The sequence below is a fragment of the Micromonospora taraxaci genome (genome assembly GCF_007830095.1).
GTDB lineage: Bacteria > Actinomycetota > Actinomycetes > Mycobacteriales > Micromonosporaceae > Micromonospora > Micromonospora taraxaci.
Genome location: NZ_VIWZ01000001.1, coordinates 2,490,966 through 2,503,457, shown reverse-complemented (window position 1 = coordinate 2,503,457; position 12,492 = coordinate 2,490,966). Strand labels below are relative to the sequence as shown.

Sequence of the window (12,492 nt, the reverse complement as noted above, 5' to 3'; positions counted from 1 at the left end):
CGTCCGCCGCGGTCCGGGGAGCGCAGTCCATCCAACCAGGCTTGGTTGGACTGTCAACGGTTTGGGCTGAGCGGTGGTTCAGGAAGGATACTGCGGGTGGGAACGTCCTGCCGTGGTCGGTAGTACCAGCTCGTCCGTCCGGCCGATGTCGGCGAGGCCGATCGCGTCACCGAACCGGCCGAGCGCCACCAGCGCCGCTCCGGTGGCACCGATTTCCGGGTTGCGTTGGTGCGAGACCGGTCGCGGTGCGAGCGCGGCGGCGAAAGCTTGCCGCCACCACACCGACGCCGCCACCGCACCCCCACCGAGCACCACACCCACCGGTTTGTCGATGGTGGACTCCAGCACCCCGAGATCCTCGGCGACCAGCTCGCACAGCCCCTGCATGAGCCCGGCCAGGATGTCCACCGCTGTGGTGCTGAAGCTGAGGCCGCGCAGCTCACCGGTGCCCGCCGGCGCCAGGCCGGGTGCCCGGTCACCGCCGAACCGGGGGTCTGCCGGTCGGCCACCGCCGGTGGGCACCAGCGCCAGCGCCGCGTCCAGCTCCGCACCCTGGGGCAACCGCAGCTCCCGGTCCGCCCAGGCGAACAGGTTGCCGCCACAGGCGTACGCCGCCCCCGTCACGACGTGGTCATGGTCGACCCGGTAACGCCAGAGCCGTTCGGGGAGCCGGGGCATCGGCTCACCGGCCGGGATCCGCTGCATGAGCCGTACGGCGGCGGAGGTGCCGACGGTGACGGCGGCCCGGCTCGGGTCGACGCAGCCCGACCCGACGTTCGACGCACCGCCGTCGCCGACCGGTGGCGACCAGCGGGCCTGGGCCAGCTGCGGCCAGCGCCCGGCCAGGTCGGCCCGGAGCCGGCCGTGCCAGTCCAGCGCGCCGAGGGACGGCAGGTCCTGCGGACGCGCCCCGGCCAGCGTCAGCGCCTCCTCGTCCCAGCGCAGGGTGCGCAGATCCAGCAGACCGGTCCCGGAGGCCTGGGAGATCGACATGGGCGCCGAGTCGAGCAGCTCGCCCAGCAGGTACTCGGGCAGACCGACGAACCGGGAGATCGAGGTGCCGGACCGCTCGCGCAACCAGGGCAGCCGCATCGACCAGTAGGAGCGGTGCCACCAGCAGCCGGTGCGCTGGTGGAAGCCGTCCGGGTCGGCCGGGCCCGCCGTACCGCCCACCGGCGCGGGCCGGGTGTCCAGCCACGTGATCACCGGGCCCAGCGGCGCGCCGTCGTGGGCCAGCGGGAGCACCGAGTGCCACTGCGCGGAGACCGCCACCAGGTCCACGTCGTGCAGGTGGCCCGCCTCGGCCAACTCGTCCAGGCACTCGACCAGCGAGGCGAGATAGTCGGGAGCGGAGAGCGTGCCGGTCCCGTCGTCGCCGATGGCGAGTTCGACCTTGCGCCGGGCCAGGGCGCCGGGCAGCGGTCGGGTGTCCCCGTCCAGCACCAGCCCTCGGACCGAGGAGGTGCCCAGATCGAGCGCGAGAATGTTCATCGCCGGTCAAGTTACCCGGTGCGAACCGGGCGACGGGCGCGTAAGGTGGATCACATGCTCGCGCATCTGACTAGTTGGTGGCCCGCCGACCCGGCGGCCACCTCCCGCGCGTAGCTCCATCCACGCGGCCGCCCTCCAGGCGGCTGCCGGATCTCCCGGCCGGATGACCGCCACAACGGCGGCGCCGAGCCCGACGGAGACTCCCGATGACCCACCTGACCGACCTGCTCACCGCCATCGGCCGCGGTGTCGACCCCGGCCCTTTCGCCCTGCTACGCCGTGAGGGCGCGGACGACCTGGAGCTGTTCACCGGCACTGTCGACACTGTCGAACGGCTCGCGGACATCCCGCTGACGCCGGGCACGTCGGGGCCGCAGACGCTGGCCCTGGTGCCGTACCGGCAGATCTCCGAGCGCGGCTTCGCCTGCGTCGACGACGGTGCCCCGTTGGAGTGCCTCCGGATCCGCGACCACGGACGGATCGCCCTGGCCGACGCCCTGGCCGTGCTGCCCGACGAGCAGGTCCGCACCGCCGACGCCGCGTTCGACATCACCGACGAGGACTACTCGCGGACCGTGCACCGGGTGCTCGCCGAGGAGATCGGCCGGGGCGAGGGCGCGAACTTCGTCATCCACCGCACCATGCACGCCACCGTGCAGGGTCCACCGCTGGTGGCGGCGCTGGCCGCGCTGCGCCGGCTGCTGGTCGCCGAACGCGGCGCGTACTGGACGTTCGTGGTGCACACCGGCTCCCGGACATTGGTCGGCGCGAGTCCCGAACGGCACGTCAGTGTCGACGACGGGCTGGTGATGATGAACCCGATCAGCGGCACCTTCCGGCGCGCCGGCGACACCCCGGACCGGGAGGCGCTGCTGCGTTTCCTCGCCGACCCGAAGGAGGTCGAGGAGCTGTACATGGTCCTCGACGAGGAGCTGAAGATGATGGCCACCGTCGCCGAACACGGCGGCCAGGTGATCGGCCCGTACCTGAAGGAGATGTCACACCTGGCGCACACCGAGTACCTGCTCGCCGGGCAGAGCACCCGGGACGTGCGGGAGGTGCTGCGCGAGACGATGTTCGCGCCGACCGTCACGGGCAGCCCGATGGAGAACGCCTGCCGGGTGATCGCCCGACACGAACGCCGGGGCCGGGGCTACTACTCGGGCGTGCTCGCCCTGGTCGGTCACGACGAGGCCGGCCGGCAGACACTCGACGCCCCGATCCTGATCCGTACCGCCGAGATCTCCCCCGCCGGTCGGCTGCGGGTGCCGGTGGGCGCCACGCTGGTGCGGCATTCGACGGCGGCCGGTGAGGTGGCCGAGACGCACGCCAAGGCCGCCGGTGTGCTGGCCGCCCTCGGCCTCGGCCCGGCGGCGCCCGACCGCGGGCGCGAGCCGGTCGCGCGGCTGGCCGACGACCCGGAGGTACGCGACGCGCTGGCCAGGCGCAACGCGCCGCTGGCACGGTTCTGGCTGGACCAGCGGTCACCGGACGCACCCAAGCTTCCCGGGTTGGTGGGTCGGCGCGCGTTGATCGTGGACAACGAGGACACCTTCACCGGGATGCTGGCCCACCAGCTGGGCGCGTTGGGTCTGGAGGTGACCACACGGCCGTGGCACGCCAGCGGCTCCGTCGACGGGTACGACCTGGTGGTGGCCGGCCCCGGGCCGGGTGACCCGGGCAGTCCCGACGAGCCGAAGATGATGGCGGTACGCGAACTGCTGAACGGGTTGCTGGCGACCGGTCGTCCCACCCTCGCGGTGTGCCTCGGGCACCAGGTGCTGTCCGGGTTGTTGGGGCTGCCGCTGCACCGCAGGGACGCGCCTTATCAGGGGTTGCAGCGGGAGGTGCCGCTGTTCGGCGGGACCCGGCGGGTCGGGTTCTACTCGACGTTCACCGCGCTTGCGGAGGCCGACCGGCTGGACACCGCGTACGGGCCGGTGGAGCTGGCCCGGGACCTGGGTGACGGTGCTGTGCACGCCCTGCGGGGGCGCGGCTTCGCCGGGGTGCAGTTCCACCCCGAGTCGGTGCTCAGCCCGGACGGGCTCGCTGTGCTGACCGAGTTGTTGAGTGATCTGCTGCCGGCGCCGCGCCCGGACGAGCTGTCCGCGACGGGCGGACGCGCATAGTCGTTCCGCCTCGGGGTAGGGCTGGATCGACCGGTGGCACGGACGGGCCGAGAGCCCCCGCCCGCGCCACCGGTCGCTTCCGCCGTCAGCTGCCCAGGCCCGCCTTCAACGCGGCCCCGAGCTGCACCGCCCGCCGGGCGGTGAGCGCACAGGCGCCCAGCGCCACGGCGTCCGGGGCGATCTCGCCGTTGTTGCTCGTGTGCGAGGGGCCGTAGGGGTTGCCGGCGATGAACTGGCTGGTGTCGGTGTAGCCGGGGGTCACCACGACACCGCCCCAGTGGTAGAAGACGTTGAACAGCGAGGTCAACGTGGTCTCCTGCCCGCCGTGCGAGGTCGCCGTCGAGGTGAAGGCGGAGTAGACCTTGTTGGCCAGCGCGCCCTGGGCCCAGAGCGGGCCGGTGGTGTCGATGAACTGCTTCAGCTGGGCGGCGATCATGCCGTACCGGGTCGGCGCTCCGAGGATCACCACGTCGGCCCAGGCCAGGTCGTCGATCATTGCCTCGGGTACGTCCTGGGTTTCCAGGTGGTGGGCCTGCCAGCCGGAGTTGGAGCGGATCGCCTCGTCCGGCGCCAGCTCGCGAACCTTACGCAGCCGCACTTCGGCTCCAGCATCCCCGGCGGCCTCGCACACGGCCTGCGCCATCTGGTACGTGATGCCGGTAGCGCTGTAGTAGATCACCGCTACCTTGGTCTGGGCAGCCATCAGATGTTTCCCCTAACTCGTCTCGGGTCAGCTCCCGCGACTACCCGATGCGCGCGCTCTCTAACGACAACGCGCGAGGGTTCTCACCGATCGATCCGCCGGGCTCAAGTTTTCCGCAACTTCCGGGTGGTTACGGCCCCGCGCCGCACGCGGGCAGCGATCCTGATGTCATCGGTGCCGGCGGCAACGAGCCGCCGCCCCGCACCGAGCACCTGAACGGGGGATCGCGCTCCGCCGGCAACGGCGCTGGCGTAGCGCGATCAGGGGTCGTCGGATGTGCTCGGTGCCGCGAACGGCAGTCAGTGGACCAGGGTCGCCATCAGCCGCTCCAGCTCGGCCGCCGGGTCGGCGGTGAGCCCGGTGTGCACCGGCCCCGCCTGAATCATCGTGCTGCGCGGTGCCACCAGCCAGTGGAACCGCTCGCCGAGTCGCATTCGGGTCGCCGGCCCGTCACCGGAGCAGGTCCGGTCCCAGGAGCCGAGCGCGGCGGCCACCGCGGGCAGGTCGACGTCGGGGGCCAGTGCGCGCACCCGGTCGGCGTCCAGGTGCGTACGCGCCCCCAGGAAGTCGCGCTGCTGGCAGTAGAGCAGCACCCCGACGTTGATCTGCTCACCGCGCTCGATGCGGGGCACCAGCCGGATCAGCGCGTACTCGAAGGGTTGCCTCATGCCGCACCTCCCTGCGGCAGCCAGTCGGCCGTGTTGGCGACCCGGGCGGACAGGTGGTTGCGGTAGGCGGCTCGCGCCTCGTCGGCCGTCTCGAAGTCGGCAGCCGTCAGCCACTCGTCGGGCACCAGGGCCAGTACCTCGGTGAGCAGGTCCGGGGTGACCCGCGGGGCCAGGTCGGCGTCGGCTTCGGCGAGCCCGTCGGCGTACGGGGCGAGCACGTGGTCCTCGGCGCCACGGTAGGCACGGTGCACGGCGGCTTCGGCGCGCGGCCAGTTGTGGTGGAAGTAGAGCGAGGCGCCGTGGTCGATGAGCCACAGCTCCCGATGCCACACCAGCAGGTTGGGGTTGCGCCAGCTCCGGTCGACGTTCTCCACGTACGCGTCGAACCAGAGCACTCGCGACGCCAGCTCCGGGTCGACGGGGTGCGCCACCGGGTCGAAGCCCAGCGCCCCGGGAAGGAAGTCCATCCCCAGGTTCGCGCCGCCGCTGTTGCGCAGCAGTTCCTGCACCTCCTGGTCGGGTTCGGCCCGCCCGATCACCGGGTCGATGTCGAGCACCACCAGCGGCGGTACGCGAAGCTCCAGACGGCGGGCCAGCTCACCGCAGATCACCTCGGCGACGAGCGCTTTGGGCCCCTGCCCGGCGCCCCGGAACTTCGCCACGTACGTGCCGAGGTCGTCGGCCTCCACGACGCCCGGCAGCGAGCCGCCCTCGCGTAGCGGGGTGACGTAGCGGATCGCGGTGACCTGGCGGAGCACGTGATCAACCCTACTGTGAGCGTCGTTGTCGGATCACCGTGGTTGCTGGAGACCGCGTAGGAGCAGGTCGACGAGCCGGCGGGGGTCGTACGCCGGGTCGTTGTTCCGGCCGATGCAGAGGTTGCCGATGCCGCGCATCAGCTCGTAGGGGCCCGTGCCGGGGACGATCTCGCCCGAATCGACAGAGGCGTCGAGCAGTTGCGCACAGACCGGCACGAGCCGGTCGACGAAGTAGGTGTGCAGCGCGTCGAAGCCGCCGGTGTCCGATTGCAGCGCGTTGGCCAGCCCGTGCTTCGTCACCAGGAAGTCGGTGAAGAGGTCGACCCACTGGCGGAGTGCGGCCAGGGGTGAGGCGGCGTTCGCCAGCAGGGTCGGGCCGGCCTCGGCGCAGGCCTCGACCTGGTGGCGGTAGACGGCGACGACGAGGTCGGCCCGGGTCGGGAAGTGCCGGTAGATCGTCCCGATGCCGACTCCGGCCCGGGCCGCGATCTCCCGGATCGGCGCTTCGACACCGGAGGTGACGAACACCGCGGCGGCGGCGGCGAGGAGCGTCTGCTGGTTGCGCAGCGCGTCGGCCCGTTTGCCACGGGCCGGCACCTCCGGGGACTGACTCGTCGCCGACACCAGCTCTCCTTCACCCAGGCGATTGGAAAACGGATCAGCGTTCCGTATATTAGTGGAACAGCGATCCGATTCGACTGTAGCGGAAGCCTGCGGCTCAGTGCCCGGCGCCAGCCGCCCCGACACCACATCAGCAACCCGGGAAGGCAACCCATGAACGCACCGACTCTCGCCGCCGACACCGTCGGCACCCCGGTCCTCTCCGTCAGCCCGATCGTGCTGCCGACCCCCGACCGCCCCGTGGACCTGCGGGTACGCGTCTCCGCGCCGATGACCGGCACCGAACTGCCCATCATCCTGCTCTCGCACGGCCACGGACTCTCGAACAACCTCTCCTCGCTCAACGGCTACGGGCCCCTCGCAAACCACTGGGCGGCACACGGCTTCGTGGTGATCCAGCCCACCCACCTGGACTCGAAGACCTTGAGCCTCGATCCCGGTGACCCCGAGGCCCCGCTCTACTGGCGATCGCGCGCTCGGGACATGACGCGCATCCTCGACCAGTTGGACACGATCGAGGCGGCCGCGCCACACCTGCGCGGGCGCCTGGATCGGGGCAGGGTCGCCGTGGTCGGGCACTCGATGGGCGGGCACACCGCCGCCCTGTTGCTGGGCGCTCGGCTCACCGACCCCCGGGACGGGACGCCCGTCGACCTGGCCGAGCCCCGGATCAGCGCCGGGGTGCTCCTCGCCGCGCCGGGTGGAGGCGGCAACGCGCTCAGCGACGTGGCAAGGAGCTACGGATTCTTCGAAACCACGGACTTCTCCACGATGACGACACCCGCACTCGTCGTGGCCGGCGACAAGGACACCTCCGAACACCTGACAGTGCGGGGCGCGCAGTGGCACGCCGATCCGTACGTCCTGTCGCCCGGCCCCAAGGCGTTGCTGACCCTCTTCGACGCAGAGCACTGTCTCGGCGGGATCTCCGGATACGACGCGGCCGAGACCACCGACGAGAACCCACGGCGGGTAGCAGCGGTCGCCGCGCTCGCCGGGGCGTACCTGCGCAGCACGCTCTACCCCGGGGACCCCGTGTGGCAGGCCACGTGTGACGCGCTGACCTCGGGAGCCGACGCGGTCGGAAGGGTCGAGTCGAAGTAGGGCACCGGGTGGGGGCCAGCGGCACGCCCTGGCCCCCACCTCACCGGGTCGATGTCAGTCGAGCTTGTCGCGCAGCTTGTCGACCTGGGTCTGAAGGCGGTCCACCGCGTTCTCGTTGTTGACGAACGTGGTGATCCCCGCGGCCAGACCCAGCCCGATCAGCACGGCCAGGATGCTGAGCACCAAGCCTCCGATCGACACGCCACGACCGGTGACCCCGGGTCGGCGCGCCATCTTGAGGCCGACGATGCCGAGGATGATCCCGATGATGCCGAGCACCAGCCCCAGCCAGGCGAGGATCGCCGTCAACACGCTGAACAGACCGGCCACCCCGAACACCAGGGCGAAGGTCGCCGCGGCGCTCGTCTTCGCGTGGGCGTCCCCCCGATGGCTCCGGGACCCGGCCGTTACGCCGGCGCCCCGGGCCGGCTCGCTTGCGGCAGTCATGAGGCTCCCCTCCGTACGCGCGGCGCGCGCACTGTCGGGTGACCGCCTTCCCACCGGTTCGGCCGTTATGCCACCCCACCGGGGCGTGCTGCTGACGGAGTGCCGCCACGGGGACGCCGCTGTCGGACGGTTGTCCTACCCTGGCGCGACGGCCCGGGAGAGGAGTTCGATGAGCGGGGAACTCACGGCATCCGAAGCGCTCGGTCTACGGATGACGAGCCTGCTGCTACGCCCGCACCCGAGCATCCGACCCGGCACCGTCGCCGACGTGGTGCAGTGGTTCGGCGCGATGCAGGCGCAGGACCTGGCGAGCGGCCTGTGGTCGCTGGGTGCCCGGCTGCCCGGGCAGAGCGTCGCCGACGTGCAGGCGGCGTTGGAGCGGCGCGAGGCGCTGCGCACCTGGCCGATGCGGGGCACCGTGCACCTCGTCCCGCCCGCCGACGCCCGCTGGATGCTGGAGCTGACCGGCGTACGCTCGCTCTCCGGCTCGGCGACCCGGCGGGCGCAACTCGGTCTCACCGAGGCCGACGAGGGCCGCGCGATGGACGTGCTCGGCGAGGCGCTGGCCGGCGGCGGCCGACTCACCCGCGCCCAGTGCCTCGCCACCCTGCGCGAGGCCGGCATCGGCACCGACGGGCAGCGCGGTTACCACCTGCTGTGGTCCGCCAGCGTGCGCGGGGTGACCTGCGTGGCCCCGAACGTCGGCACCGAACAGACCTTCGCCCTGCTCGACGAGTGGGCGCCCGAGTCACGCCAGCTGCAACGGGACGAGGCACTGGCAGTGCTCGCCCACCGGTACGTCCGTGGCCACGGGCCGGTCACCGCCCGCGAGTTCGCCGGCTGGAGCGGCCTCACGCTGACCGACGCGCGGCGCGGCCTGGCCGCCGCCGAGAGCGCACTGACCACCGTACGGGTCGACGGCGAGCCGATGTACGTCGAAGCGGCACTGGCCGACCTGCCGCGTGTTCCGCTGGACGACCTGCTGGTGCTGCCCGGCTTCGACGAGTACCTGCTCGGCTACCGGGACCGCCGGCTGATGCTCGACAGTGCCCACCAGCAGGCCGTCGTGCCGGGCAACAACGGCATCTTCCAGGCCACTGTGGTCCGTGCGGGTCGGGTCGTCGGTGTGTGGAAGCGCAAGATCGGCCGCACCGCGGTAACCGTGACCGTCCAGCCCCTCACGACGCTCGACGCCGCCGCGCGGGCCCGGGTGGAGGAGGCGCTGGGGCGGTACGCGGACTTCCTCGGGCTGCCTGCGCGCGTCGACTGGCTGGCGTGACCTGAGCGACGTCAGTCCTGGTCGGCCCGTTGCGGGCGGGCGGTGGTGAGCAGGTCGACGATCCGGGCCACCCGGGGGTCCGTGCGGATCTCCGCGACGGTCGCCGGCAGCGGCAGCCGCCAGTTCGGGTACTCGTCCACGGTGCCCGGCATGTTGGGCTGGCGCACCTCGCCCAGCACGTCGTAGAGGGAGACGCCGAGCAGCCGGGTGGGGCTGGCCGCGAGCGCCGCGTGCATCGCCACCACCACGTCGTCGTCGGATGTCGCCGCCGGGTCGGGCAGCAGATTCTCCGCGCGCAGCATGTCCAGCAAGCGCTTCCGGTCCGTGGCGGCCCGAGCCCGTTCCACCGCCACGTCGGTGTCGAGCAGCTTCAACTCGTCGCGCACCCGCACGTGTTCACCGGTCAGGAAGCCCGGCGCGGTGGGCAGGTCGTGCGTCGAGATCGTGGCCAGCGCGTTGCGCGGCCAACGGGCCGGCGGGACGAACGCGCCGTCGTCGTCGCGGGCGAACCACAGCACCGTCGATCCGAGCATGTTGCGCCCGCGCAGCCCTCGGGTCACCGCCGGTTGGACGGTGCCGAGGTCCTCACCGACCACCACCGCGCCGGCCCGGTGCGCCTCCAACGCGAGGATGCCGAGCATCGCGTCGGCGTCGTAGCGCACGTAGGTGCCCTCCGCCGCCCCGGCGCCCGGCGGCACCCACCACAGCCGCCACAGACCGGCGACGTGGTCGACCCGCAGGCCACCCGCGTGCCGCAGGGTGCGGCGCAGCATGTCCCGATAGGCGGCGTACCCGGTGGCGGCGAGCCGATCCGGCCGCCACGCGGCGAGCCCCCAGTCCTGGCCGAGCTGGTTGAAGTCGTCCGGTGGCGCGCCGACCCGCACGCCCTGGGCCAGGACGTCGGCGAGCTGCCAACCGTCCGCACCGCCGGGGTCGATGCCGACTGCCAGGTCGTGCACCACGCCAACCGGCATCCCGGCCGCCCGGGCCGCCGCCGTGACGGCGTCGAGCTGCTCGTCGCACAGGTGCTGCAACCAGGCGTGGAAGTCGACCCGGTCGGCGAGCTGCCGGCGCTGCTCGGCGACCGCCGGGGAATCCGGGTGGTGCAGGTCCTCCGGCCAGGCACGCCAGTCTTTGCCGTGCCGCTCGGCGAGCGCGCACCAGGTGGCGAAGCTGGCCAGCGCCGGGTCCGCGCCGAGGTCGACCGGCTGGGCGTACGGGTGCAGCAACTCCAGTGCGTGCCGCTTGGCGTCCCACACCTGGTCGTAGTCGATCAGCTCGCCGCGGTCGGGGCGCAGGGCGTCCACCACCGCACGGGTCGCCGGGTCGGCCGCCCGGTACGCGGCGGTGTCGCTGACCCGCAGGTAGAGCGGGTTGACGAAGCGTCGACTGGCCGGCGAGTAGGGCGATGCGGCGACCGGGTGCGCCGGCCCGACGGCGTGCAGCGGGTTGAGCAGCACCAGCCCCGCACCGGTCTCACCGGCCCAGGTGGTGACGTCGGCGAGGTCACCGAGGTCACCCATGCCCCAGGAGCGTTCCGAGGTGAGCGCGTAGAGCTGGAGCATCCAGCCCCAGGTGAGCGGGGGCACCGGCAACCGGCGGGGCACCACCACGAGCGTCACCTCCCGGTCGGCGCAGGCCAGCCGGTGCCAGCCCAGTGGCAGGTCCCCCGGCAGCTCGCCGTCGACAGCGCGTCGACCGCCGTCCTCAAGGGTCACCACGCCTGCGCCGGGCAGCGCCCGGGTCCTGCCGTGGGCGAGCACCACCGTCGGCGGCAGCGCGTCCCGGTCGACCGCGCGGGCTGCGGCGAGCGCGTCCGCGATGGCCGTCGGGCTGGTGGCGTCCACGCCGAGCACACCCACAACGGTCTCCGGTGCGACATCGACGCGGCGGTGCCGCCAGTCCTCGTACCAGGTGGACACGCCGTGCGCGTTTGCCAGCGCGGCCAGTCGTCGGTTCATCCCGCTCCCCCGCCTTACGACGCGACCTCCGACCACCTTGCCACGACCGGGCCTGCGGCGCAGGACAGGGCGAGGGCCGGCGGGTGAACCCGCCGGCCCGTCGGTCTGGACGCCGTCAGTCGCCGAGCGCCCCGGCAGCCCGACCCTCGCGCAGGGTCAGGTTCCGTCCGGTGGACGGGTCGAACAGGTGAATCTTCTCCAGGTTGAACCAGACCCGCCGCGACTGCCCCTCGGCGACAGCGGACTCCGCAGACAGCCGGGTCACCAGGTTGCCACCAGCACCGGCGAAGTCGGCGGCACCGGCGTCGGCGGCCAGTTCCTCCAACTCGGCGGCGCTGGCCTTCTCCCCCTCGACGGTGAAGTAGACGTACTTGTCCGAGCCCATCGACTCGACGATGTCGACAGGCGCCTCGAACTCCATGCCCCGACGGCGGGTGTCGTCGTCGACCAGTTCGGCGTCCTCGAAGTGCTCGGGGCGGATGCCGAGGATCAGCTCGCGGGGCGCGTCGGCGGCCTCCAACTCCCGGCGGACCCGGTCGCCGAGCGGCACGTCCCCCAGGGCGGTGTGCAGGCTGCCGTCCTGGACGGCGGCGTGCAGGAAGTTCATCGACGGGGAGCCGATGAAGCCGGCAACGAAGAGGTTGCGGGGGTGGTCGTACAGCTCCTGTGGCGGCCCGACCTGCTGCACCGCACCACCCCGCATGATCACCACGCGGTCGCCGAGGGTCATCGCCTCGGTCTGGTCGTGGGTGACGTAGACGGTGGTGGTGCCGAGCTGCTTCTGCAACCGGGACACCACTGTGCGCATCTGCACCCGCAGCTTGGCGTCGAGGTTGGACAGCGGCTCGTCCATCAGGAACGCCTTCGGCTGACGGACGATCGCCCGACCCATCGCGACCCGCTGACGCTGGCCACCGGACAGGTTCGCCGGCTTGCGGTCCAGCAGTGCTGTCAACTCCAGCACCTTGGCCGCCTCGTCGACCTTCTGGTTGATGGTCTCCTTGTCCATCTTCGCCAGCCGCAGCGGGAACGCCATGTTCTCCCGCACCGTCATGTTCGGGTACAGGGCGTACGACTGGAACACCATGGCGATGTCCCGGTCCCGGGGAGCCTTGTCGTTGACCCGCTGCCCGGCGATGCGCAGCTCGCCGGAGCTGATGTCCTCCAACCCGGCGATCATGTTGAGGGTGGTGGACTTTCCGCAGCCCGAGGGGCCGACCAGGATCACGAACTCACCGTCGGCGATCTCCAGGTCGACGTCCTGCACGGCGACGGTCCCGTCCGGGAAGCTCTTGCTCACCTTGTCCAGCACGATGTCAGCCATGACTACT

General features: G+C 72.1%; 11 protein-coding genes. 3 read left to right on the top strand and 8 right to left on the bottom strand.

Annotated elements, in window-relative coordinates; genetic code table 11:
- Positions 1-78 precede the first annotated feature (78 nt).
- Positions 79-1,491 (bottom strand): FGGY family carbohydrate kinase, encoded by a 1,413-nt coding sequence (locus FHU34_RS11765; protein WP_145779989.1) that lies wholly within the window; start codon positions 1,489-1,491, stop codon positions 79-81.
- A 206-nt stretch (positions 1,492-1,697) separates the two neighbouring features.
- Between FHU34_RS11765 and FHU34_RS11760 the strand changes: the two genes are divergently transcribed.
- On the top strand, positions 1,698-3,620 hold the full coding sequence (locus FHU34_RS11760; protein WP_145779988.1) for a chorismate-binding protein: 1,923 nt from the start codon (positions 1,698-1,700) through the stop codon (positions 3,618-3,620).
- An 85-nt stretch (positions 3,621-3,705) separates the two neighbouring features.
- On the opposite strand, the gene wrbA is transcribed toward FHU34_RS11760, so the two are convergent.
- From wrbA to FHU34_RS11740, 4 genes are all read right to left on the bottom strand, one after another.
- Positions 3,706-4,323, bottom strand: coding sequence for an NAD(P)H:quinone oxidoreductase (gene wrbA, locus FHU34_RS11755; protein ID WP_145779987.1), 618 nt, complete (start codon positions 4,321-4,323; stop codon positions 3,706-3,708).
- A 299-nt stretch (positions 4,324-4,622) separates the two neighbouring features.
- Positions 4,623-4,991: a DUF3037 domain-containing protein gene (locus FHU34_RS11750; protein WP_145779986.1), complete on the bottom strand. Its 369-nt coding sequence runs from the start codon at positions 4,989-4,991 to the stop codon at positions 4,623-4,625.
- Entirely contained in the window at positions 4,988-5,749 is a 762-nt protein-coding gene (locus tag FHU34_RS11745) for a HipA family kinase (RefSeq protein ID WP_145779985.1), read from the bottom strand. The genes FHU34_RS11750 and FHU34_RS11745 overlap by 4 nt, the downstream gene beginning before the upstream one ends.
- A 33-nt stretch (positions 5,750-5,782) precedes the next feature.
- Positions 5,783-6,373 (bottom strand): TetR/AcrR family transcriptional regulator, encoded by a 591-nt coding sequence (locus FHU34_RS11740; RefSeq protein ID WP_145779984.1) that lies wholly within the window; start codon positions 6,371-6,373, stop codon positions 5,783-5,785.
- Positions 6,374-6,523: 150 nt separating this feature from the next.
- Between FHU34_RS11740 and FHU34_RS11735 the strand changes: the two genes are divergently transcribed.
- Complete coding sequence (locus FHU34_RS11735) at positions 6,524-7,474, top strand: alpha/beta hydrolase family protein (protein WP_145779983.1); 951 nt, start codon at positions 6,524-6,526, stop codon at positions 7,472-7,474.
- 54 nt (positions 7,475-7,528) lie between these two features.
- Here FHU34_RS11735 and FHU34_RS11730 read toward each other — a convergent pair whose 3' ends face one another.
- Positions 7,529-7,921, bottom strand: a complete 393-nt coding sequence (locus tag FHU34_RS11730) for a hypothetical protein (RefSeq protein ID WP_088988677.1) — start codon at positions 7,919-7,921, stop codon at positions 7,529-7,531.
- Between the two features lie 169 nt (positions 7,922-8,090).
- On the opposite strand from FHU34_RS11730, the gene FHU34_RS11725 reads away from it, so the two are divergent.
- The gene (locus FHU34_RS11725) at positions 8,091-9,200 is read left to right on the top strand and encodes a winged helix DNA-binding domain-containing protein (RefSeq protein WP_145779982.1); all 1,110 of its coding nucleotides are present in this window, start codon (positions 8,091-8,093) and stop codon (positions 9,198-9,200) included.
- Between the two features lie 11 nt (positions 9,201-9,211).
- On the opposite strand, the gene malQ is transcribed toward FHU34_RS11725, so the two are convergent.
- Together malQ and FHU34_RS11715 are read right to left on the bottom strand one after the other, a co-directional pair.
- Positions 9,212-11,161 (bottom strand): 4-alpha-glucanotransferase, encoded by a 1,950-nt coding sequence (malQ, locus tag FHU34_RS11720; protein WP_145779981.1) that lies wholly within the window; start codon positions 11,159-11,161, stop codon positions 9,212-9,214.
- 115 nt (positions 11,162-11,276) lie between these two features.
- On the bottom strand, positions 11,277-12,485 hold the full coding sequence (locus FHU34_RS11715; RefSeq protein ID WP_145779980.1) for an ABC transporter ATP-binding protein: 1,209 nt from the start codon (positions 12,483-12,485) through the stop codon (positions 11,277-11,279).
- Positions 12,486-12,492: the final 7 nt, after the last annotated feature.

Bases quoted from the DNA above. Each gene is read 5' to 3' on its own strand.
- FHU34_RS11765 (WP_145779989.1), bottom strand. From the start codon at position 1,491: ATGAACATTCTCGCGCTCGATCTGGGCACCTCCTCGGTCCGAGGGCTG.
- FHU34_RS11760 (WP_145779988.1), top strand. From the start codon at position 1,698: ATGACCCACCTGACCGACCTGCTCACCGCCATCGGCCGCGGTGTCGAC.
- wrbA (WP_145779987.1), bottom strand. From the start codon at position 4,323: ATGGCTGCCCAGACCAAGGTAGCGGTGATCTACTACAGCGCTACCGGC.
- FHU34_RS11750 (WP_145779986.1), bottom strand. From the start codon at position 4,991: ATGAGGCAACCCTTCGAGTACGCGCTGATCCGGCTGGTGCCCCGCATC.
- FHU34_RS11735 (WP_145779983.1), top strand. From the start codon at position 6,524: ATGAACGCACCGACTCTCGCCGCCGACACCGTCGGCACCCCGGTCCTC.
- FHU34_RS11730 (WP_088988677.1), bottom strand. From the start codon at position 7,921: ATGACTGCCGCAAGCGAGCCGGCCCGGGGCGCCGGCGTAACGGCCGGG.
- FHU34_RS11725 (WP_145779982.1), top strand. From the start codon at position 8,091: ATGAGCGGGGAACTCACGGCATCCGAAGCGCTCGGTCTACGGATGACG.
- malQ (WP_145779981.1), bottom strand. From the start codon at position 11,161: ATGAACCGACGACTGGCCGCGCTGGCAAACGCGCACGGCGTGTCCACC.
- FHU34_RS11715 (WP_145779980.1), bottom strand. From the start codon at position 12,485: ATGGCTGACATCGTGCTGGACAAGGTGAGCAAGAGCTTCCCGGACGGG.